Source organism: Streptococcus sanguinis SK355 (genome assembly GCF_000212855.1).
GTDB classification, from domain to species: domain Bacteria; phylum Bacillota; class Bacilli; order Lactobacillales; family Streptococcaceae; genus Streptococcus; species Streptococcus sanguinis_A.
Genome location: NZ_GL890993.1, coordinates 892163 through 914658 on the forward strand (window position 1 = coordinate 892163; position 22496 = coordinate 914658).

22 protein-coding genes and 1 riboswitch are annotated in these 22496 nt (G+C 44.7%); of the genes, 17 read left to right on the forward strand and 5 right to left on the reverse strand.

Annotated elements, in window-relative coordinates:
• Nucleotides 1-335 precede the first annotated feature (335 nt).
• From dinB to HMPREF9389_RS06845, 6 genes are all read left to right on the forward strand, one after another.
• The gene (dinB, locus tag HMPREF9389_RS06870) at nucleotides 336-1400 is read left to right on the forward strand and encodes a DNA polymerase IV (RefSeq protein WP_002929143.1); all 1065 of its coding nucleotides are present in this window, start codon (nucleotides 336-338) and stop codon (nucleotides 1398-1400) included.
• Nucleotides 1401-1611: 211 nt separating this feature from the next.
• The gene (locus HMPREF9389_RS06865; protein WP_002929144.1) at nucleotides 1612-1938 is read left to right on the forward strand and encodes a hypothetical protein; all 327 of its coding nucleotides are present in this window, start codon (nucleotides 1612-1614) and stop codon (nucleotides 1936-1938) included.
• Between the two features lie 297 nt (nucleotides 1939-2235).
• On the forward strand, nucleotides 2236-3030 hold the full coding sequence (locus HMPREF9389_RS06860; protein WP_002929146.1) for a CPBP family intramembrane glutamic endopeptidase: 795 nt from the start codon (nucleotides 2236-2238) through the stop codon (nucleotides 3028-3030).
• 57 nt (nucleotides 3031-3087) lie between these two features.
• Entirely contained in the window at nucleotides 3088-3882 is a 795-nt protein-coding gene (locus HMPREF9389_RS06855; RefSeq protein ID WP_032906701.1) for a CPBP family intramembrane glutamic endopeptidase, read from the forward strand.
• Nucleotides 3872-4627, forward strand: coding sequence for a CPBP family intramembrane glutamic endopeptidase (locus HMPREF9389_RS06850; protein ID WP_002929148.1), 756 nt, complete (start codon nucleotides 3872-3874; stop codon nucleotides 4625-4627). Before HMPREF9389_RS06855 ends, HMPREF9389_RS06850 begins: the two co-directional genes overlap by 11 nt.
• Before the next feature lie 75 nt (nucleotides 4628-4702).
• Nucleotides 4703-5341, forward strand: a complete 639-nt coding sequence (locus HMPREF9389_RS06845; protein WP_002929151.1) for a TetR/AcrR family transcriptional regulator — start codon at nucleotides 4703-4705, stop codon at nucleotides 5339-5341.
• A gap of 53 nt (nucleotides 5342-5394) precedes the next feature.
• Here HMPREF9389_RS06845 and HMPREF9389_RS06840 read toward each other — a convergent pair whose 3' ends face one another.
• The 3 genes from HMPREF9389_RS06840 to rnhC are packed head-to-tail and all read right to left on the reverse strand — an operon-like array spanning nucleotide 5395 to nucleotide 9344.
• Nucleotides 5395-7761 (reverse strand): ATP-dependent RecD-like DNA helicase, encoded by a 2367-nt coding sequence (locus HMPREF9389_RS06840; RefSeq protein WP_002929153.1) that lies wholly within the window; start codon nucleotides 7759-7761, stop codon nucleotides 5395-5397.
• Between the two features lie 59 nt (nucleotides 7762-7820).
• Nucleotides 7821-8450 carry a signal peptidase I gene (gene lepB, locus HMPREF9389_RS06835; protein WP_002929155.1) on the reverse strand — a complete coding sequence of 210 codons (630 nt, stop codon included), beginning with the start codon at nucleotides 8448-8450 and terminating at the stop codon, nucleotides 7821-7823.
• Nucleotides 8451-8453: 3 nt separating this feature from the next.
• Entirely contained in the window at nucleotides 8454-9344 is an 891-nt protein-coding gene (gene rnhC, locus HMPREF9389_RS06830) for a ribonuclease HIII (protein ID WP_002929157.1), read from the reverse strand.
• Between the two features lie 188 nt (nucleotides 9345-9532).
• On the opposite strand from rnhC, the gene HMPREF9389_RS06825 reads away from it, so the two are divergent.
• The 5 genes from HMPREF9389_RS06825 to trxA all read left to right on the forward strand — a co-directional run bounded on the left by HMPREF9389_RS06825 (nucleotide 9533) and on the right by trxA (nucleotide 14669).
• On the forward strand, nucleotides 9533-9823 hold the full coding sequence (locus HMPREF9389_RS06825) for a hypothetical protein (RefSeq protein ID WP_002896593.1): 291 nt from the start codon (nucleotides 9533-9535) through the stop codon (nucleotides 9821-9823).
• 10 nt (nucleotides 9824-9833) lie between these two features.
• Nucleotides 9834-10385, forward strand: a complete 552-nt coding sequence (locus tag HMPREF9389_RS06820; protein ID WP_002929159.1) for a CvpA family protein — start codon at nucleotides 9834-9836, stop codon at nucleotides 10383-10385.
• 54 nt (nucleotides 10386-10439) lie between these two features.
• Complete coding sequence (locus HMPREF9389_RS06815) at nucleotides 10440-12773, forward strand: endonuclease MutS2 (RefSeq protein WP_002929161.1); 2334 nt, start codon at nucleotides 10440-10442, stop codon at nucleotides 12771-12773.
• A gap of 78 nt (nucleotides 12774-12851) precedes the next feature.
• Nucleotides 12852-14270, forward strand: coding sequence for a C69 family dipeptidase (locus tag HMPREF9389_RS06810; protein ID WP_002929163.1), 1419 nt, complete (start codon nucleotides 12852-12854; stop codon nucleotides 14268-14270).
• A gap of 84 nt (nucleotides 14271-14354) precedes the next feature.
• Complete coding sequence (gene trxA / locus HMPREF9389_RS06805; protein WP_002929164.1) at nucleotides 14355-14669, forward strand: thioredoxin; 315 nt, start codon at nucleotides 14355-14357, stop codon at nucleotides 14667-14669.
• Between the two features lie 154 nt (nucleotides 14670-14823).
• Here trxA and HMPREF9389_RS06800 read toward each other — a convergent pair whose 3' ends face one another.
• Nucleotides 14824-15342, reverse strand: coding sequence for a DUF4865 family protein (locus tag HMPREF9389_RS06800; protein WP_002929165.1), 519 nt, complete (start codon nucleotides 15340-15342; stop codon nucleotides 14824-14826).
• Nucleotides 15343-15450: 108 nt separating this feature from the next.
• Between HMPREF9389_RS06800 and HMPREF9389_RS06795 the strand changes: the two genes are divergently transcribed.
• The 3 genes from HMPREF9389_RS06795 to HMPREF9389_RS06785 all read left to right on the forward strand — a co-directional run bounded on the left by HMPREF9389_RS06795 (nucleotide 15451) and on the right by HMPREF9389_RS06785 (nucleotide 18457).
• A complete protein-coding gene (locus HMPREF9389_RS06795; protein WP_002929166.1) occupies nucleotides 15451-16209 on the forward strand; it encodes a LysR family transcriptional regulator in 759 nt (252 codons plus the stop codon).
• A gap of 90 nt (nucleotides 16210-16299) precedes the next feature.
• Nucleotides 16300-16707 carry a hypothetical protein gene (locus tag HMPREF9389_RS06790; protein WP_002916024.1) on the forward strand — a complete coding sequence of 136 codons (408 nt, stop codon included), beginning with the start codon at nucleotides 16300-16302 and terminating at the stop codon, nucleotides 16705-16707.
• Between the two features lie 234 nt (nucleotides 16708-16941).
• Nucleotides 16942-17034: riboswitch (glycine riboswitch) on the forward strand.
• An 85-nt stretch (nucleotides 17035-17119) separates the two neighbouring features.
• Nucleotides 17120-18457, forward strand: a complete 1338-nt coding sequence (locus HMPREF9389_RS06785; protein ID WP_002929167.1) for an alanine/glycine:cation symporter family protein — start codon at nucleotides 17120-17122, stop codon at nucleotides 18455-18457.
• 65 nt (nucleotides 18458-18522) lie between these two features.
• On the opposite strand, the gene sstT is transcribed toward HMPREF9389_RS06785, so the two are convergent.
• Nucleotides 18523-19740 carry a serine/threonine transporter SstT gene (sstT, locus tag HMPREF9389_RS06780; RefSeq protein ID WP_032906358.1) on the reverse strand — a complete coding sequence of 406 codons (1218 nt, stop codon included), beginning with the start codon at nucleotides 19738-19740 and terminating at the stop codon, nucleotides 18523-18525.
• A 143-nt stretch (nucleotides 19741-19883) separates the two neighbouring features.
• On the opposite strand from sstT, the gene HMPREF9389_RS06775 reads away from it, so the two are divergent.
• The 3 genes from HMPREF9389_RS06775 to HMPREF9389_RS06765 all read left to right on the forward strand — a co-directional run bounded on the left by HMPREF9389_RS06775 (nucleotide 19884) and on the right by HMPREF9389_RS06765 (nucleotide 22474).
• Entirely contained in the window at nucleotides 19884-20747 is an 864-nt protein-coding gene (locus HMPREF9389_RS06775; RefSeq protein ID WP_002929169.1) for a mechanosensitive ion channel family protein, read from the forward strand.
• A gap of 21 nt (nucleotides 20748-20768) precedes the next feature.
• Complete coding sequence (locus tag HMPREF9389_RS06770) at nucleotides 20769-21398, forward strand: DUF4352 domain-containing protein (RefSeq protein WP_002929170.1); 630 nt, start codon at nucleotides 20769-20771, stop codon at nucleotides 21396-21398.
• Nucleotides 21399-21571: 173 nt separating this feature from the next.
• Nucleotides 21572-22474, forward strand: a complete 903-nt coding sequence (locus HMPREF9389_RS06765; RefSeq protein WP_002929171.1) for a DUF2268 domain-containing protein — start codon at nucleotides 21572-21574, stop codon at nucleotides 22472-22474.
• Nucleotides 22475-22496: the final 22 nt, after the last annotated feature.

Below are 22496 nucleotides of genomic sequence, written 5' to 3' on the forward strand. Positions count from 1 at the left end.
TTACATTTATAAGTAAAGTATATCATACGGTAATCGGTTTCACAAACCATTTTCGGCAGAAAGAAAGACTTTCTTTTATAATACAGAAAGTAAAAAGTCTCGGATGTGTACTATAGATTTGAAAAACATAACTCTTTTCAAATATTTTGGAAAAATGGGTAAAAAAGTTATAATAAAAGTAATTAAAATGTCATATAAAAATTACTGGCGAAGAATCTTACGTTTAAAATACTTTTTACAAGAATGAAAAACTGTTTCAGATTTATTTGAGCAAAAAGGGCCGACTTTGTGAAAGCCTGTAAGCTGAGATTGATGGCAGGAGAAAGGAGGAGGGCATGCTGATTTTTCCACTGATTAACGATACATCTCGGAAGATTATCCACATTGATATGGACGCTTTTTTTGCTTCGGTGGAAGAGCGGGATAATCCTAAGCTAAAGGGACATCCGGTCATTATCGGCAGCGATCCCCGTTTGACTGGTGGTCGTGGTGTTGTCTCCACCTGCAATTATGAGGCCAGAAAGTTCGGAGTTCATTCGGCTATGAGCTCCAAGGAAGCCTATGAGCGTTGCCCTCAGGGGATTTTTATATCGGGGAATTACGAAAAATATCAGGCAGTCGGCTTGCAGATCCGAGAAATTTTCAAACGCTATACGGACTTGATTGAGCCAATGAGTATCGACGAGGCTTATCTGGATGTAACGGAAAACAAGCTTGGGATTAAATCCGCAGTCAAAATAGCCAAGCTGATTCAGCACGATATCTGGAATGAGCTGCAACTGACGGCTTCGGCAGGCGTTTCTTATAATAAGTTTCTGGCCAAGATTGCCAGCGACTATGAGAAGCCTCATGGCCTGACTGTTATTCTACCTGAGGAAGCTGAGGCCTTTCTGGCGCCTATGGATATCGCTAAGTTTCATGGGGTCGGCAAGAAAAGCGTTGAAAAACTGCATGAAATGGGAGTTTATACTGGCGCAGATCTACTCAAGATACCGGAAATGACTTTAATTGATAAGTTTGGTCGCTTTGGTTTTGATCTTTATCGTAAAGCGCGTGGCATCAGTAATAGTCCAGTCAAGTCCAATCGCATCCGTAAGTCTATTGGGAAGGAGCGGACCTATGCCAAACTGCTCTATAGTGAGGAGGATATCAAGAAAGAGCTGACCCTGCTGGCACAGAAGGTAGAAAATAGCCTGACTAAGCATGATAAGAAAGGACGAACCATCGTTCTGAAAATCCGCTATGCCGATTTCTCCACCTTGACTAAAAGGAAAAGTTTGAATCTAGCCACTCAAGACAAGGAGCAAATCGAGCGAACGGCTCATGAGATTTACGATAGCTTGGAAGAGCAACCACGAGGTATCCGTCTGCTAGGACTGACAATGACGGGGTTTGAATAAAGATAAAAGCTTGGTTCGTTACCGGGCTTTTTTAGATATAGCTTTTAGTATGAGAGAGTTGCTTGTGACTAGCTTCTAAGTTGTCTGATGATTTTCATTGACTAAAAATAATCTTTTTTGAAAAAATACTGGACAAAGTTTTCTGTGTCTGTTATACTGAGTCTATAAAACAAAAACCGCCTGGTCGGTTTTTAAAAAGAAAGGAGCAGAAATGAAGAAATCTGTAGTAGAAAAAACAAGCGAGCACATCCTTAAGTTGAATCAGGAGATGGATCGGCAGCGGGAAGCTCAGAAAGAGTTTTTGCAGCAGCAGGCAGAAAAACGTAAGGTACAGCTGGAAAAGATGACACAGGGTGAGAATGGCATACGCTATTCTAAGTGGGGAGTCAAAGCTGGATATGCTGTCCTTGCTGGTGGCTTGCTGACTACTGTCTTTAGCCCATGGCGAGGACTGGGTATTATGGCAGTAGGCGGTCTGAGCCTTGCTTCCAATCTCTGGCATATCCGGCGATTGCAAAATCAAGAAAGGAGCAAGTAGCAGAGAAATAGCCTGTCTTAAGCATCAGAGTCAGGACAACTTAGAAACTAAAAGCAGCAGTCAGTAGCTAAACGGTGCTGACATAGCTTTTAGCATTATTTAGTCTATATTTGCTTTTTATTTTAGGCAAGGAGTAAAAGACTATGTTTTCTATTTGGCGCAGGTCTTTATTTTTTATAATAAAACAAACCGAATGGTCGGATTTTAAAAATCTGCGTTTCAAAACAGGCAATCATCTGAAAGACTGAGAGTAAAGGATGCCTTTTCACTATTCTACATTTGATAAGGAGTTATCGTATGAACACACAAACACATGTAGGGCCAGAACCCAAGCATATTTGGCCTTTCTTAGCTTGGACCTTTGGTATTAGCTGGGGATCCTGGCTGATTCTGTATATTTTAGCCGCCCTGAAGCTGACCAGCGGGGCTGAGCCTTTGGGCTATGCTCTCATTATCATCGGTGGCTTCGGACCGGCCTTGGGAACTTTTCTCAGCCTCAAAATTTCTCATCCTAAGAAGATGCTGGACTTTATCTTTTCTCATGCTAAGGGCTGGTGGATTTATATGCTGGCCTTCTGTCTGGTTCGGGTTTTGACCCTTTTTATCGCCAATCCTGTATTACCGCCGCTCAATGCCATGCTCATGTTTCCTCTGGGCTGGACCTTTATCACCTTTGTTGGAGGCGGGAACGAAGAGTTGGGCTGGCGGGGAGTGCTGCAGCCGGCTCTGGAGAAAAAATTCTCTTTCCCTCTGGCAACTGTCATCACGGCTCTGGTCTGGGTGGCCTGGCATCTGCCCCTCTGGCTGATTCCGGGAACGAGTCAAAGTCAGGTTTCTTTGCCCTTCTATATTTTCTTTTGTATCCTGCTCAGTTTCTGTCTGGCGGTTCTCTACAAGCAGACGGCCTCTGTCTTTGCCTGCATGGTCTTTCACGGCTGCATTAACTTTGCTCAGGCGACGATTGTCGGCAGTGCTACAAATGGCGGAAGGTATCTCAGCTTCCAGGCTGCTAATCTGGTCATGACCGCCTTGCTGGTCGGCTGGTGGTATTGGAAGGGCAACCGGAAAGGAGTTCAGAAAGATGCAGGCTAAAAATCTTGGTAATCGCTCTTCTGTCAAAGAAAAAGGAGTAATCATATGAAAACACAAATGAAAACACAAACACATGTAGAGCCAGAGACAAGGCATATCCTGCCCTTTCTGGCCTGGACTTTTGGCATCAGCTGGTCTGCCTGGCTGATTCTGTATATTTTAGCCGCCCTGAAGCTGACCAGCGCGGCTGAGCCTTTGGGCTTTGCTCTCTCTTTCATCGGTGGCTTCGGACCGACCTTGGGAACTTTTATCAGCCTCAAAATTTCTCATCCTAAGAAGATGCTGGACTTTATCTTTTCTCATGCTAAGGGCTGGTGGATTTATATGCTGGCCTTCTGTCTGGTTCGGATTTTGACTCTCTTTATTGCCAATCCTGTATTACCGCCGCTCAATGCCATGCTCATGTTTCCTCTTGGTTGGACCTTTGTCACCTTTGTTGGAGGCGGGAACGAAGAGTTGGGCTGGCGGGGAGTGCTGCAGCCGGCTCTGGAGAAAAAATTCTCTTTCCCTCTGGCAACTGTCATCACGGCTCTGGTCTGGGTGGCCTGGCATCTGCCCCTCTGGCTGATTCCGGGAACGAGTCAAAGTCAGGTTTCTTTGACCTTCTATCTCTCCTTTGGTATCTTGCTCTGTTTCTGTATGGCGGCTCTCTACAAGCAGACGGCCTCTGTCTTTGCCTGCATGGTCTTTCACGGCTGCATTAACTTTGCTCAGACGACGATTGTCGGCAGTGCTACAAATGGCGGAAGGTATCTCAGCTTCCAGGCTGCTAATCTGGTCATGACCGCCCTGCTGGTCGGCTGGTGGTATTGGAAGGGCAATCGGAAAGGGGCTGAGAAAGATGCAAGCTAGAAGCTATAAAGATTCCTCATCTGTCAAGCAAATTCTAATGTTTCTGCTTAGGACTTTTGGTATCACTTGGTCTGCGTGGATTCTCTCAGCTGTGCTGAAAGAACGAGTGCCGCTGCTTTATCCGCTTCTCATGATAGTGGGAACATTTGGTCCTGCTATAAGTGCCAAGCTTGTCTTAGGTAAGTCTTTGAAAGAAATGCTGGCTTTTATCAAGTTTACTAGGAAAAGAAGCTGGCCTTATCTATTGATTTTTGTGGGGCTATACACGATTTCCATTGCCTTTGTGACCAGGCCGCTGCCAGGTTTGAATCTTTTGAATGTCTTGGTTCTGGCTCTGGTAACGACTCTTCTGACAGGCGGCAATGAAGAGATTGGCTGGCAGGGCTTCCTGCAGCCAAGTATGGAGAAGATCCTGCCCTTCCCTTTGGCAACTGTAGCAACTGGGTTAATCTGGGCTGTCTGGCATCTGCCCCTCTTCTTTATGCCCGGCAGCAGTCAGGCGGGGACCTCCTTTCTGGTCTTTACAGCCGCTTGCCTGCTCAGCCGTTTCTGGCTGGCAGCTCTTTACAAGGTCAGTCAGTCTGTCCTCTATTGTGTCCTCTTTCATGGGCTCATTAATACTATTGGCGAAGCCATCTTTGTAGGCAAGGGAACGGAAAATCCCGTCTTTTTCCTAGGCTATATCTTGATGGCGGCTTACAGTATCTATCTTTGGTATCAAAGGGATCAGCAAGACAAGGCTTAAAGATATTTTTATGATTTTGTATTTCTCCGGCTTTTTTGGTAGAATAAAGCTATATTAGAAACAAAGGGGAACAGAATGGCGCAGCGAAAAGACAAATCCCAGGCCATGAGAGAAAAAATTTTAAATACAGCAACCCAGCTCTTTATCCAAAAGGGGTCCGAAAAGACCAGTATGCAGGACATCGCCCAGACGGCGGGCATCTCCAAGGGGGCTATCTACCATCATTTCAAGTCAAAAGATGAGATTGTCCTTGCGGTGATTAGGAGCCGGCAGGAGCTGATGGAAGAAGAGATGAAGCAGTGGTTCAAGGCTACGGAAAATCTGACCGGCAGGGAGCAGCTGCAAGCCATCCTCAAGTCCAATCTGGAAAGTCAGACAGCCCGGGCCATAGACGGCATTGTGGATGAGTACGAGCAGGATGCAGGTTTTATTTTGACCATGATGCGGGACAATCTGCGGATAGGCGCCCCTCTGGTCAGCGATATTATCAAAAAAGGCATGGCAGATGGGTCTATCCAGACTCAGTATCCGGACCAGACTGCGGAAGTCTTTCTGCTGCTGGTGAACTTCTGGATGAATGAGACCGTTTTTGAAAGCGATCCTGAAAAACTGCCAGAACGCTTCCATTTTCTGCAGTTTATGATGACCTCGGTCGGCATGGATATCTTTACTGACGAGCTCCTGCAGCTCTTTAGCCAGAAAAATAAGGCATAAAAAAAGGCGATAGGACAGAACTAAAAAATTTAATTCTGTCCCAGCCTTTTTATTTATGTGCTGAATATACTGTGGATATCTTCCTCGGTCAGGCCGATTAGGGGGTCGATTTTCAGGAAATTTTCCTTAGTCAGGACATAGTTTTCCACAGGCGCTTTCATTTTATCCACAGGATTGTGGATATTAGTTTCAGCTTGCGGGAGGTCGCCAAAGCGCTCGATGAGATAGGTTTTTCGGGCGGTTCCAGTATTTTTTGCGGCATAGTCAAAGGCTGCTTTTTCCCCAAGTAAGATCAACTTGCTCTTGGCGCGGGTGATAGCGGTGTAGATGAGGTTGCGCTGCAGCATCCGATGACTGCTCTTGGTGATAGGCAAGATGACAACCGGAAATTCACTGCCCTGAGACTTGTGAATGCTCATGGCGTAGGCTAGGCGAATCTTGTACCACTCACTGCGCTGATAAACAAGTTCATTGCCATCAAAGTCAATGGTCAGCTCGTCCTGCTTGGAGTCGGTGTACTTAGCAGGCAGCAGGTCGCTGATGTAGCCTAAGTCACCGTTGAAGACATTGCTTTCAGCATCATTGACCAAGTGAATAACCCTGTCTCCTTGGCGATACTGACAATCAGGAGCTTCAAAGGTCAGCTCATCTTTCGCGACAGGATTGATGAGATTTTGCATAAGATTGTTAATCTGGTCAATGCCGGCTGGCCCCCGATACATAGGTGCCAATACCTGAACATCTTGAGCTGGGATACCGCTGCGAATGGCTGCGCTAGCGATTTTCTCAATCATAGGCGGGATATGCTCATTTCTAGCTTCAAAATATGAGCGATCCGCTTTTTTCTCTGTAAAGTCTGCTGGTAAAATGCCCTTCTGAATCTGGCTGGCCAGTGTGACGATTGTAGACTCTTCGCTCTGCCGATAGATGGTTTCCAGCTTGGTCTGTGGGATAGTCGGTATCTGCAGCAAGTCTGCCAGAACCTGACCTGGACTGACAGACGGAAGTTGATCCGCATCTCCGACAATCAAGAGCTTGGTTTGAGAGGAGATATTGCTGAGGAGCTGATTAGCTAACCAAGTATCTACCATGGAAAATTCATCCACAATAATAAAATCAGCATCCAGATAATCATCCAAATGGCTGGTGTCATCATCTCCAGTCATCCCCAAGTGGCGGTGGATAGTGGCACTAGGAAGACCAGTCAATTCGTTCATGCGCCGAGCAGCACGTCCAGTGGGTGCTGCTAGCAGAATAGGCAGATCATTGACCTTTCGCAGATCCAAACCGCGAAGCTGGGCGTAAATTGAGATGATACAGTTGATAACGGTAGTTTTTCCAGTACCCGGTCCGCCGGTTAGGATAAAGACCTTCTGATTGATAGCCTGACGGATGGCTTCTTTTTGGATACTGTCATAGGAGATGCCGGAGTTCTCCTCCACTTGCTGGATGGCCGCAGTAATGTTATCTGCGGCAAAACAGTCTTGCTCTCCTTTTTCCAGCAGACGGATCAGATTATTTTTTATTCCTTCTTCAGCAAAGAAGAGGCTGTTTTCAAAGATCTTGGTCTCTACATTTTGGACCTTATCTTCCTCAATCAGATGAGCCAGCTCATCAGCGACTAGACTAGGGTCCAGCTCCACTTGGCGTGAGCTTTCTAAGAGCTCGATGGTATGTTCGAGTAAATCACGAGCTTCAACATAGGTATCTCCCCGCTCTATGGACTGGGTCAGCAAGGTGTGGACAAGGCCAGCCCGAAATCGCTCAGGGGCATCACTTTGAATACCCAGCTCTTCTGCCAGATGGTCAGCGATTTTAAAGCCGATTCCCTGAATATCCTCTACTAGCTGATAGGGATATTTTTCGACAATATCCAGCGTTTCTTCCTTGTAGGTATCCTGGATTTGAAAAGCCAGCTTATTGGGAATGCCGTAGGCTGCCAGCTTGGCTAGTACCATCTCAGTTCCGTAGTTTATTCTGAGCTTGGAGACAAAGGCCTCGCGGTTCTTAGCTGCTAAGCCGTTTATCTGGGTCAGCTTTTCCGGCTCTGCTAAAATCTTGTCAATGGTGTCCTCAGTATCTTCTCCATAGAGTTGGACGATTTTTTGAGCTGTCTTGACCCCGATGCCCTTGAAATGGTCGCTGGAGAAGTATTTTACTAGGCCTTTACTGCTGGGTTTTGCTCGCTCATAGCGGGAAATTTTCAGCTGCTGGCCATATTTGGGGTGCTGGACGAGACTGCCCCAGAAAGTGTAATCTTCGCCTTCCATGACATCTGCCATAGATCCGGTGACAATGATTTCAAAATCTTCAAAATCCTCGGCATCCGTATCCTCGATATCTAAGAGCAGGATGCGGAAAAAGTTGCTGGGATTTTCAAAAATAATCCGTTCAATCGTTCCTGAAAAGTAAAATTCCATAGTTTATAGGTTCTTCTTTTAAAACGAACCCAGCTGACGTTCAACTGAGTTCGATATGCTTAATAGGTCTTAAAAGGCAGCAGCGGCCAGAAGCGGAACTTAGCTTCGCCCTGGATTTGTTCTGCTTTGAAGGCACCAACCTGTCGGCTGTCCTTGGAAACAATCCGGTCGTCACCCAGAAGCAGGTATTCATCATCCAGAAGCTTGATGGTGAAGACAGGACTGCCATCTTTGTCAACAGTGAAGGCTTGAGCCTGAGCAGCGAGTTTCCTGAAAAACTCACCATTGTCATCATAATCATCCCCAGTGTAAGTGGATTGGAGCTTTTCTTCTTTAAATTTCTTGATGTAGTCCGTCAGGTAAGGCTCGTCTGTTTTTTTGCCGTTGATATAGAGAGTATCATTTTCATACTGAATAGTGTCACCTGGCATACCGATGACCCGCTTGACAATCTCCTTGGTCGTTCCGTCATCGTCTGTCTCAGTAGCGACGACGATATCAAAGCGGTCAATAGACTGATGTTTGAGGACAAGTAGGTATTCCCCATTGGCCAGCGTAGGGTCCATAGAGTGGCCATCTACCTTTACAGGGGACCAGAGAAAGAGCCGTGACAGGATAATGACAGAGATAAAGAAGAGAAAGAGGCCCCATTCTTTGAGAAATGAGAGGACAGGATTTGATTTTTTCATAGGTTACCTTTCTAGAAGTTTTTGTGCTTTTTCAGTATTTTTAAAGTGGAGTTTAGCAGTATGCTGCAGACCGGCCATTCCGTAGGCTTGAAGAATCTGGCTGGCAACTTGGTCGCTCTTACTTCCGGCTCCGCTAGGCAGGGTATAGCCTAACTCTTGACTGAGATTTTCTAGATTTTCCAGAAAGAGGTCACGAGCGATAATAGAGCTGACCGCAACAGCTAGGAACTTTCCTTCAGCCTTTTCAATCAGACTTACCGGATTTGGAAAATGATTTTTTTCCTGCTTTAGGTATTTATTGTAGTTTTGCTGGCTGGTAAAGGCATCGATGACGATTTTTTCGGGATTTAGACCTTTTTGCAGCAGTAGATAAATAGCTTGATTATGTAAGGCTACCTTGACAGAGACGGCGTTGTAGCCAGAAGCGATGACTTCATTGTACTTCTCTGGCGATAGGAGCAGAGCTTGATGGGCAATCTTTTCTTTCAAGACAGGTGCCAGTTGGCGAATCTTGCTATCGTTCAAGGTTTTAGAATCACCAACGCCCAGTTTTCTCAGAAAGTCGTGCTGATTTGGAGTGACGAAAGAAGCTACGACGGCTAGACCTCCAAAGTAAGAGCCGTTTCCAACCTCATCTGTCCCAATGAGGGCAAAATTCTGAGAAGCAGGACTAGAACTGGATTTTTCTGGTTGATGGCCAAAAAAGCTAGCGTAGTGAGCAGCTTTTGCCCCTTGAAAGAGAACTTTTCCGGAGCTAAAGACACTGACCGTCGCCTGATTCAGCCGGAAGAAATATTGAATATGTGGGTTATTGCTGGGAGCCAGCTGGCTCTGATATTTCTCAACAAAAGCCTGAATTTCTTGCTGTTTGGGACTGAGGGTGATACTTTCCATACCCCCTATTGTACCATAAAAAGGAAAAGTCGAAAGCCATAAGATTGAAAATACTACAAAAATTTTGTAGGAGAGCACCGCTGTTTACAATGTCAAAAAAGATGAAAAAGAAAGTCCCAGTCTAGTTCCAAGTGTTTTAATAACTGACAAAGGGCTTCTTTTTTGATATAATACAATGAGGTGATTTTATGGCAAATTTGAATCGATATAAATTTACATTTGGAAACAAGACCTTAACTCTAACAACAGAACACGATAATCTCTTTATGGAAGAAGTGGAACGGGTAGCAAAGGAAAAATACAAGGCTATCAAAGAGCAGATGCCTGCGGCAGATGATGAAGTCCTGGCGATTTTGCTGGCTGTCAATAGCCTATCTACCCAGCTCAGCCGCGAAATTGAGTTTGACGACAAGGAAAAAGAACTAGAAGATTTTCGTCACAAAATGCTCAGTGATTTGAGAGAAAAGTCAGGTAAATAGAGGAGAAATAATGTTTTCTATTGTTATTTTACTAATATTGGCCTGGAGCTTTTATATTGGCTACTCGCGAGGCATTGTTCTGCAGGGCTATTATGCTGCTGCAACCATGGTTTCTATGCTGGTGGCTGGAGCTTTTTATAAGAGCTTGGCTAAGTTTATCAGCCTTTGGGTGCCTTATGCCAGCGCGACTCAGGGCTCTTCGACCTATTTTTTCCCTAGCTCCCAGCTCTTTCAGCTGGACCAGGTTTTTTATGCTGGTTTGGCCTATCTCATTATCTTTACGGCTGTCTACATCCTTGGGCGCTTTTTTGGGATTTTTGCCAATCTGATTCCCTACCCCAATAAGCTGGATACCAAATGGTACAATGTGACCAGCGGAGCCATCGCTGTTTGCATCTCTATTTTTGTTTTGGGAATGTGCCTGACTATTTTAGCGACGGTGCCGATGGAGATGGTTCAGGAGCGGCTCAACAGCAGCTTCATGATTCGCTTTATTGTCAAGTATACCCCTATCACATCCAATATCCTCAAAGATCTCTGGGTGAATCAAGTTATCGGATAAAAGACGACTCAGTTGGCCTACTAGCTGGGTTCTTTTTTACTAGAAAAGAAAATTATGAACACAAAAATTTTAGAAACCTTAGAATTTAAGAAGATAAAAGAACTTTTTGCTCCCTATCTTTTGACAGAGCAGGGGCAGTTGGAGCTGGGCCTGCTTTTGCCGACCAGTAAGAAGGAGACAGTGGCCTCGGCTTTTCTTGAAATGACAGATATGCAGCAGATTTTTGTGCAGCATCCGCACTTTAGTCTGGCCGCGACTCAGGATATTACTGCCTTGACCAAGCGCTTGGAGCTGGAGAGCGACTTGAATATTGAGGAGTTTTTGGCTCTCAAGCGCGTCTTGGCTGTGACTCAGGAGCTCAAGTCCTTTTATGATGACTTGGAAAATGTGCACTTGGAAAAGCTGGACCGTCTGTTTGAGAACCTAGTTGTTTTCCCTAAGCTGCAAGGAAGTCTGCAGGCTGTGAATGATGGCGGCTTTATTGAAAACTTTGCCAGCGAAAGTTTGAGCCGCATCCGTCGAAAAATTCAAGAAAATGAAAACCAGGTGCGGGAAATTCTGCAGGAGATTCTCAAAAACAAGGGAGAGATGCTGGCGGTTCAGGTAGTGGCCAGCCGGAATGGCCGCAATGTGCTGCCTGTGAAAAATACCTACCGCAACCGCATTTCTGGTGTGGTTCACGATATTTCAGCCAGCGGCAATACCGTCTATATCGAGCCTAGAGCAGTTGTCAATCTCAACGAAGAAATTGCCAGCAGTCGGGCGGACGAACGATATGAAATTCAGCGGATTTTGCAGGAATTATCGGACCTCTTCCGTCCCCATGCAGCTGAAATTGCCAACAATGCTTGGATTATCGGACATCTTGACCTGGTGCGTGCCAAGGTCCGCTTCATGCAGGAGACAGGAGCGGTGGTGCCAGACCTGTCGGAAGAGCAGGATATCCAACTGCTCAGTGTCCGCCATCCCCTGATTGAGAATGCAGTGGCTAATGACTTGCATTTCGGGCCAGACTTGACAGAGATTGTCATTACCGGGCCTAATACCGGTGGTAAGACCATCATGCTGAAGACCTTGGGCTTAGCTCAGATCATGGCCCAGTCAGGTCTGCCGATTCTGGCGGACAAGGGCAGCCGCGTCGGGATTTTCAGTCAGATTTTTGCAGACATTGGTGATGAGCAGTCCATTGAGCAGAGCCTGTCAACTTTCTCCAGTCACATGACCAATATCGTCTCTATTTTAGAGCAGGTTGATAGCGAGAGTTTGGTTCTGCTGGATGAGCTGGGAGCTGGGACTCACCCGCAGGAGGGTGCAGCTCTGGCTATTGCTATATTGGAAGATTTGCGGCTAAGACAGATTAAAACCATGGCGACGACCCACTATCCTGAGCTCAAAGCCTATGGGATTGAGACGGACTGGGTGGAAAATGCCAGCATGGAATTTGATACAGATAGTTTAAGACCAACCTATCGCTTTATGCAGGGAGTCCCTGGACGCTCCAATGCCTTTGAAATCGCTCGACGTTTGGGCTTGGCAGAAGTTATCGTTGGCCATGCCCAAGAGCAGACCAACACAGACAGTGATGTCAATCGAATCATTGAGCGCCTAGAGGAGCAGACGCTGGAGAGCCGCAAGCGTTTGGACAATATCCGCGAGGTTGAGCAGGAAAATCTCAAATTTAACCGAGCCCTCAAAAAGCTATATAATGAGTTCAACCGAGAAAAGGAAACCGAGCTCAATAAAGCACGCTTGGAAGCCCAGGAAATCGTTGATTTGGCTCTGTCAGAGAGTGAGAGCATTCTCAAAAATCTCCATGACAAGTCCAGTCTTAAACCGCATGAGATTATCGAAGCCAAGGCTCAGCTTAAAAAGTTGGCACCAGAAACGGTTGATTTATCAAAGAATAAGGTGCTCAAACAAGCCAAGAAAAATCGGGCGCCCAAGGTGGGAGATGATATCCTAGTCACCAGCTATGGTCAGCGGGGAACCTTGGTCAAGCAGCTCAAAGACGGCCGTTGGGAAGCTCAGATCGGTCTGATCAAGATGACTCTAGAAGAGCAGGAGTTTAACTTGCTCAAGGCTGAAAAGGAGCAGCAGCCTAAGCGCAAGCAGGTTAATGTGGTCAAGCGGGCCAATACTGCTGGCCCCAAAGCCAGACTGGATTTGCGCGGCAAACGCTATGAAGAGGCTATGGAAGAGCTTGATGCCTTTATCGATCAGGCCCTCCTCAATAACATGGCTCAGGTGGATATCATCCACGGTATCGGGACCGGCGTCATCCGTGAAGGGGTGACAAAATACCTCCGCCGCAACAAGCACGTTAAGTCCTTCGGCTATGCTCCGCAAAATGCCGGCGGCAGCGGCGCGACGATTGTGATATTTAAGTAAGAAAGATAAAGAAAAATGGCTGGTTAAGCCATTTTTTGTGCTATAATGTAGGCGTATAATAGATTGGAGAGATAAGCCATGAAATTTAATTATTTATCAGATTCCTGCACGACTATTTTGGTGGGCAAGAAGGCCAGTTACGACGGTTCAACCATTGTGGCTCGTACAGAGGATTCACAAAATGGGGTCTTTACACCCAAGAAATTTATCGTAGTGGAGCCACAAGACCAGCCCCGCCATTATCAGTCTGTCTTGACGTCCTTTGAGATGGATTTGCCGGATAATCCAGTCCGCTATACGGCGGTGCCTGATGCAGTTCCTAAGGACGGGATTTGGGGAGCAGCTGGAATTAACAGCTACAATGTTGCTGTCAGCGCGACGGAAACCATTACCACTAACAGCCGTGTCCTGGGTGCTGACCCACTGGTCGAATCAGGTATCAGCGAGGAAGATATCCTTACGCTAGTTCTCCCCTATATCAAGACGGCACGAGAAGGAGTTCTTCGTCTAGGGAAAATCTTAGAAGAATACGGTACTTATGAGTCCAATGGGATTGCCATTTCAGATATTAATGAAATCTGGTGGCTGGAAACCATTGGCGGCCACCATTGGATGGCGCGGCGAGTGCCGGATGATGCCTATGTGACCAATCCAAATCAGCTGGGCAGCGATTATTTTGAATTTGACAATCCTGAGCATTTCCTCTGCCATCCAAATCTCAAAAACTTCGTCAAGGAACATCATCTTGAACTTAATTATTCGAATGAGGGCTTCAATCCACGCTATGCTTTTGGCAGCCAGAAGGATAAGGACCGCCATTACAATACACCACGTGCTTGGGATATCCAGCGTTTTCTCAATCCAGAAGTGGAGCAAGATCCAAGGAGTTTCTTCATTCCTTGGTGCCGCAAGCCTTACCGCAAGATCACGATTGAAGATGTCAAGTATGTCTTGAGCAGTCACTATCAGGATTCGCCTTATAATCCTTACGGAGCAGAAGGGGACCAGCACAGCAGACGAGCCTTCCGGACCATTGGCATCAATCGGACCAGTCAGACAGCTATCTTGCAGCTGCGCCCTAATCAACCGCAGGCAACGACGGGTATCCAGTGGCTATCTTATGGCTCCATGCCTTACAATACAGCTGTTCCTTTCTTTACTCAAGTCTCAACAACGCCAGATTACTTTGCCAATACGACGGACAAGGTTTCGACAGATTCCTTCTACTGGGCCAATCGCTTGATTGCTGGTCTGGCTGATGCTCATTTTAGCAGTCATGTCGGTGATTTGGATGATTACCAAGAGAAGACGATGGCTTGGGGACATGAAATGATTGGTCGGGTAGACCGAGCTCTGGCCAAGGGCGAGGCAGTGGACTTTGAAGCTGAAAATCAAGCCATGAGCGACAAGGTGCAAGAAGCGACAGACCAGCTCTTGGAGAAGATTCTCTTGGATGCCAGCAATCTCATGACCAACCATTTCTCACTAAGTGACTGAGGTGCTACCCGTAGCAAATATTTTTCTTTCTGATGTTTTTGGTGTAAAATGTTATCAAAAGTAAGCAATAAAAGGAGAAGATTTATGGTAGCAGCAGTTACAGATGCAACATTCGCAGAAGAAACAAAAGAGGGATTGGTTCTGATTGACTTTTGGGCAACTTGGTGCGGTCCATGCCGCATGCAGGCGCCTATCTTGGAGCAGTTGGCAGGAGAAGTCCATGAGGATGAATTAAAAATCCTTAAAATGGATGTGGATGAAAATCCAAATACTGCCCGCGAATTTGGCATTATGTCCATTCCGACCCTTCTGTTCAAGAAAGACGGTCAAGTCGTTAAGCAAGTCGCAGGTGTTCACACCAAAGACCAGCTCAAGGCAATTATCGCTGAATTAAGTTAATATCATAGCTAAAAAAATCGTTACATGGCGTAACGATTTTTTCATTTAGCTGATGACAGTAAAGGTCATACAGAAGAGCAAGTATACTCTCAGAGTGTGCAAAATAGCAAGAAAGTATTTGCTCAGGCGTTTCCCTATTACTTATCATAGGCGCTTATTGTGAAATGTGCAAAATTTCAAATGTTGGTAGTTGTGTATCGGGTTTATTGGTATAAAAAGTAAAAATACATTTTTTCCATTTATCAGGATTGAAAATAACGACTTTGCCGCTTTCGTTGTTTTGCATTTGCTCGTGAATGGCAAAGGATTTTAAACTTTCAGATGCTTCTATATCAATGATTTCCAATGTAGCATATTTACTTGAATTAAAATGATCAGATATTTCGACTGATGAAGTCACTCCGATTTCAATATTCTGCCAGCCAAAAGAATTTAAAATATGATCAAAGTAACCATCAAATATGAATTTTGTCATTCCGTTGGTATTTTTCCAAACATATAGCGGACAGTAACTGTTAAATAATTGGCCTTCAGACTTTTCAGAGATTAAATAAACTTTGAAAAACAAATCGTCGAATCCATCCATTAAATGACCTGTATTTTGGACACGTTGTCTAATTATATCCATGTCATAATCTGATGGTAATTTTATAGTATATTGCATTGCTTGCATTGCAGTACCTCTTTTCTAATTAACTATTGACAGTATAAATGATTTATATCATATTGAATAATACTTAAAAATGATATAATTATCATAAAAAGTGATAAGGTGTTTTAAATGAATTTTAATGATATGAGCATTTTTGTGACAATCTATGAGACAAGATCAATAAACAAAAGTTCAAAGATCTTACAATATGCGCAATCTAATCTCAGTGCTAGATTGAAGGTGCTTGAAACTGAATTAGATACGAAATTATTTTACAGAAAATATAATGGTTTAATTCCGACAGAAAGTGGAGACTTATTTTATCAATTTTGTAAGGAAACTTCTAACAATTTGGAGAAATTAAAAAAGAAATGTGAAACTTCGAAAATATCCATCTTAATTTCAGAATTGTTATTCAATCACGATATTAATAATTCGCAAACAATTGATTTGGATAAAAGTGAGATTAATATCCAAAAAACTTCGGATATACCAATCATTGCTCATCAGGAAGACTTTGATAAAATTTTTTGCTTTCAAAAAATTGAAAATTTAAAGCATTATGATGAGACTATCGGACATATTGAGTCAGTTTATGCTTGTTCGAGTATCATAAAGTCTAGTGAGGGAATGCCCATATTCGTTAATAAAGATGAAAATTGTCCTTTTAGAAAACAAAGCTTAAAGAAGTTTGCTCATTTAAAATCAGTTGTAGAAATTGATTCTTTTGAAAACATTATCAGCTTAGTTGAGAACGGGAAAGGAATCGCACTATTGCCTAAATGGTTAAACAAGAGAGCGAATATCAAGCCATACGACCAAGATATCGTTCTTATCCCATTTTATCAGTATGAAAAGCAGAACCAAAACAAGTATAGACTATTTTAGAAGAAATACTAGTGCTAGAAAGAAAAAACGTTTGACAAATATTATAAATACACTTATAATAAGTATACATATTATAAAGGAGTTATTGTAATGGAATTTAGTTTCAGTTTAAGCATGAAAGTAGCAAAAGAAGATGTATGGTCCTACTATGAAAATATTGAAAAGTGGTATGAATGGGAAGAAGATTTAAACAATATTACATTAAATGGTGGATTTAAGACAGGTTCTTGTGGGATGATGGAACTCGAAGGAATGCCCCCAATGGAATATCAGCTGACACTTGTCAAGCCCTTTGAGGAATTTTGGGATAAAACAGCGACTCCGTTTGGAGATATCCTTTTTGGTCATCAAATCATTGAGAACGATGATGGCACTGTAAATGTCAAGCACACCGTAGCTTTAGATAGCAAAGATCAGCAACATTTGGAATTTTTAAGCCAAGTTTTCTCAGATGTTCCTCAATCTATTTTTATTTTAAAAAATTGTTTGGAAAAATAAAAATTCTCTACTTAGCTAGAGAATTTCAGACCGAAGACAAACACCATTTGGAATGTTTGTCTCCGATCTGAAAGAAGCCTGAGGGCTTCTTTTTTGTATCAAAAAACGTTTACATGCTCAAAAATTTTCATAAAATATTGACAAAAGGCGAATGTTCTTTTAGAATAATAGAAAATTAATAATCAACACCGAACGAAGTTTTTCAGAAAGAGGCGGCGCTTCTGACTGTGAAATGGACGGAACTCTGGAGAGACCATGAATGGCACCGAAGGGGCAAGGCGGTTTGGAACCGCTCAAACTCTCAGGTAAAAGGACAGAGCGAAGAGGCAGGGATTTCCCTACTCCAGCACATCCAGAGTACATGTTTTTCATGTGCTCTTTCTTTTTCTCGGTGTGAAAAGGAGCTTATATCATGTTGGAAATATTGAATCGTCTGGATTCTTTGGTTTGGGGTCCGCCCCTGCTCATTTTGCTGGTTGGTACCGGTATCTATCTCAGTCTGCGTCTGGGCTTGCTGCAGATTTTTCGACTTCCGCGTGCCTTTCGGCTAATTTTTGTATCAGACGAGGAGCATCAGGGCGATGTCTCTAGCTTTGCGGCTCTTTGTACTGCTCTAGCTGCGACGGTGGGAACGGGAAATATCATCGGAGTGGCAACAGCCATTAAAACCGGTGGACCGGGTGCTCTCTTCTGGATGTGGGTAGCTGCTTTCTTTGGAATGGCGACCAAGTATGCCGAAGGCCTATTGGCTATCAAGTACCGCCGCAAGGATGCTCATGGAGCTATGGCGGGCGGTCCCATGCACTATATCTTACTAGGGATGGGCGAGAAGTGGCGCCCGCTGGCCATCTTTTTCGCGATAGCTGGTATCTTGGTGGCTCTCTTGGGGATTGGGACCTTTACGCAGGTCAATTCCATCACAGAGGCCATGCAGAATACCATTCAGCTGCCTCCAGCTGTGACAGCTTCTATCTTGGCTATTTTAGTAGCTCTGGTTATTTTCAGCGGCATCCAGTCTATTGCTCGAGTATCGACCAAGGTTGTGCCCTTTATGGCAGCTATTTATATCTTGGGGACTGTGACTGTCTTAGCGGTCAATCTAGACCGTTTGCTGCCAACTCTCCAGCTGGTCTTTACCTCAGCTTTTAGCCAGACAGCTGCTGTCGGTGGCTTTGCCGGTGCGACTATTCAGATGGCAATTCAAAATGGGGTCGCGCGTGGAGTTTTCTCCAATGAATCTGGTTTGGGTTCAGCACCCATTGCAGCGGCGGCAGCTCGGACCAAGGAACCGGTAGAACAGGGCTTGATTTCCATGACCGGAACCTTCATCGACACCCTGATTATTTGTAGTCTGACAGGATTAACGATTTTAATCACAGGGGTCTGGGATGGCAATCTCAATGGTGTGTCCCTGACTCAGGCAGCCTTTGCGACTGTTTTTGCTAATTTTGGTCCGGTCCTGCTTTCAGTCTTTCTAGTTCTCTTTGCCTTTACGACTATCTTGGGCTGGAACTATTATGGTGAGCGCTGTTTTGAGTTTCTCTTTGGGGTTCGCTATATCCGCGTTTATCGTCTGCTCTTTGTCCTGATGATTGTCCTCGGTGGCTTTGTGGGTCTGGAGGCGGTTTGGATTCTTGCAGATATTGTCAATGCCCTCATGGCCTTGCCAAACTTGATTGCCTTATTAGTCTTGTCTCCAATTGTCATTAGTGAAACAAAGAAATATTTTGACAAGCATCGAAAGAACTAACTTTCGCACATAAAAAAGCCTCTAGCTTCCCGTAATGATGGAAGTCTAGAGGTTTTTTGTCGAAATTAATAGCGTTTTTCTTTTGGCCAGCTGCTCATCTCGGCCACAGCTGTAAAGAGAACGTCAGTAGAAGAGTTGAGAGCTGTCTCGCAGGAGTCCTGAATGACACTAATAACGAAACCGACGCTGACTACCTGCATGGCCAAATCATTGGAAATCCCAAAGAGGCTGCAGGCGACCGGAATGAGCAGAAGAGAACCGCCAGCTACGCCGGAGGCCCCGCAAGCAGAAATTGCCGCTACAATACTGAGAACTAGAGCTGTGCCAAAGTCAACCCGGATACCCAGCGTATTGACAGCAGCCAAGGTCAGGGTGTTGATAGTGATGCCAGCCCCTGCCATATTGATAGTAGCTCCCAGAGGAATAGAGACCGAGTAGGTCTCTGGATTGAGTCCCAGATCCCGACAGAGTTTCATGTTGACGGGGATGTTAGCCGCTGAACTGCGCGTGAAAAAGGCAGTCACACCACTGACTCGTAGACAGCGCCAGACCAAGGGATAAGGATTTTTCCGCAGCATGATAAAGGTAATTAAAGGATTGATAATCAGAGCGACAATCAGCATGCTGGCTATCAAGACCAGCAGTAGGATGCCATAGCTTTTTAGAGCCTGGAAGCCCTTCCCGGAAATGGTCGTGTAGACCAGGCCTAAAATACCAAGAGGGGCTAGATTGATAATCCACTCGACAATCTTAGAAGTGATATCTGCCAAGATCTGCAGCAGTTCCTTGCTGTGGTGGCTAGCTTCTCGCATGGCAATTCCAAAGATGACAGCCCAGGACAGGATACCAATGTAGTTAGCGGTGATGAGGGCGTTGACGGGATTGTCCACCAGCTGAAGCAGAAGATTGCTGAGGACTTGTCCGATTCCATCTGGCGGAGAAACCTTTTGGGAGGATGAAGCCAACTCTATACTAATGGGAAAGAAAAAGTTGACCAGGACCGCTACCAGGGCAGCTGCAAAGGTTCCCAGAAGATAGAGCAAGATGACTGTTTTCATATTGCTTTTTTGCCCTTTCTGCTGCTGAGACAGGGCATTTGCCACCAGAGCGAAGACCAGGAGCGGAGCGATGGCCTTGAGGCCGCCAACGAAGATTTGACCCAGAAGTCTGATGGCTTGTGCTTGGGGGAAGATGATAGCCAGCAGGACACCAATGCCAATCCCGATGGAAATCCGCTTGATTAGATTGGTTTTATTCCAAATTGTGATGAAGCGATGGAGAATGTAAGTTCCTTTCTTGTCTTAGATACTTATTTTATTATACGATAGAAAGAGGGTGAAAGCAATGCTAGGCCGGGCTATCCATTCTATGTTCGCGCTGATTGGTCTTTGTGGTATAATGGTAGTAATCTTTTTGGAGGTAGCCTATGTCTAAGACCGGAAATGTCTTTTCCCGCTATATCCAGCAGTTTGACTGGAGCAAGATTGCAGATGACCTTTTTTCCAAGCTGGTCTCTTTACTTCTGCTTTTTATCTTATTTTACATCGTTAAGAAAATCCTGCATTTGTCAGTGACCAAAATTATTGCCCCTTCTCTCAAGCTATCCAAGCAGGATGTAGCCAGACAGAAAACCATCACTCGTCTGATTGAGAATCTGCTTAATTATGTCTTGTATTTTCTCTTGATTTACTGGGTTTTATCCATCTTGGGACTGCCGGTTTCCAGCCTTTTGGCTGGTGCCGGGATTGCTGGGGTGGCTATCGGGATGGGAGCTCAGGGCTTCCTGTCGGATCTGGTCAATGGCTTCTTTATCCTTCTCGAGCGACAGTTAGATGTCGGTGACAATGTCCGCCTGACTAACGGTCCTATCAACATCGCTGGAACAGTAATCAGTGTCGGGATTCGGACGACGCAGGTACGGGACGCGGACGGAACGCTTCATTTTGTGCCCAACCGCAATATTATGGTTGTCAGCAATCTTTCCCGTGGAGATATGCGTGTTCTAATTGACATTCCCATTTATGCCCAGACGGATTTGGACGAGATTTACCGCATCATTTCTAAGGTTAATGAAGAAGCCGTGCCAGAACATCCAGAGATTCTTAAAGAGCCGAATATTTTGGGGCCGCAGATGGCTTCAAATGGCCAGTTTAACTTCCGTATCAGCATGATCGTACAGGGTGGCATGCAGGTTTCCATTTACCATATCTTCTATCGTCTATACCATGAAGCGCTTTTGCGAGAGGGGATTGAACTTCCGACGCTTGGGCCTCTTACAAAAGGCGAGTAATTATTGATTAGAAAGGTCCATATGAATCAGCGAATTCAGCAGGAGATTGTCAGTGAGGACAATCTTGTTTACCGTTTAAAACGCCCTCTCCACAAGCAGGGGCTCTTTTGGGCAGCTCTGGTGTCTGGTATTATCATCTTTCTTCTGGCCTTACTCAGCATTCTCCTCGTCATCACCACGATTGGCCTTATGGAGGAAAATGACCATCTCAAGTCCCTCACAGGCTACCATAACTCGCCTTTAGAGTCCTATAACAGCCATGCTTTTGAAAAAACAGTTGAATTTTCCAGTGGACTTAAGGTGACCGTTCATTCAGCAGTAGAAGACAGCAAGAAAGTCATGAGTGATGAGTCAACTGGTGTAGCTGTCGTTGCGACAATCACGGTTGAAAATACTTCTAAAAAGCCCATTCTGGTTAGTCCTTATGATTTTGGACTCTATGACAAGAAGGAAAATGTCTACATTTTGGATGGCTCAACCTTTGACAATACACAAATCGGCACCAATCTGGCGCCAGGCAAGTCCATCCGCTTTGACCTAATCTTTGACGGTGAAGGCGGCGATGAGGATACCTATACCGTGACCTACGAAAATGCTAAGTGGCAAAAGGAGAAAAACAAGACACAGAAAGAGAAAAAGAAGGAGCAATAGGGGAAATTAACCTATTACTCTAATGTCTTTGCTACTTTCCGTACTAGATTTGAAAATGGAGGCAGCAAATTGAATAGATAAAAGAAGATTTGAGGCGAAAGTTTCAAATCTTTTTCTTGACTCTGACCTTAGAGGAGGGTGTATACTGGTGAAAATTAGAAAAGGAGATTACCATGCAAGTCAATATCATTCGTTCTGATAAAGTTTATCAAGAGATGCTCGAGCTACCTTTAGAAAAGAGAGAAGGTTGTTTTCGAGCTAAGATTTTAGCACCTTTTGCAACAAAATATCAAACACAACACATTCCTCTGAAAGCGAAGTATCCCGGAGGATTTGATGCTCTTTTCCTACTTGGCTTTATGAATCAGCTACCCAGCACTCTGTCAGAAAAGGATAGGCCGGCTATTGATGCTCTGAGCTCTGATCAACTCTGGCAAAATTGTCAAGATACCATCAAGAGGAGTATCGGTCTTTTTGAGCAAGCTGGCTATGATTTAGAGGTTGAGGATTACCATTTTACTATTTTGTTAGGCAATCCAGAAAAGCCCATGCTACAGCTCAATAAGGGTTACAGCGGAGATGGAGGAATTCCAGGCTACCTCATGCTTAGTCTACTACCAAATGACTATACTTTGCCACGTGTACAGGCTGCGTTAGCCCACGAGTGCAATCACAATGTCCGTTTCCAATTTATCAAATGGAACCAGCAGACGACACTAGCAGACTGGGTAGTCAGTGAAGGATTGGCAGAGTCTTTTGCTGCTGAGCTCTATGGCAAAGATCTCATTGGGCCTTGGGTTACTTCAACCAGTCCAGAGCAGTTAGAAGAGATTAAGCCTATCATCTCAAGTCAGCTTCAGCTAACAGGGATGGCGGAAATGGCTCCTTATCTCTACGGTGATGAAATCGCTGAGATTCAGGGTCAAATACCAGTCGGTATGCCTTATGCTGCGGGCTATGCTTATGGCTATCATCTGATACAAGCCTATCTGAAAAATACTGGCAAGAGCATTATTGAGGCCACAGTAACACCGACGGCAGAGATTTTAGAAGCTACTAAAGACTTTTGGAAATAACACTTTTGCTTGAAAATCTGTC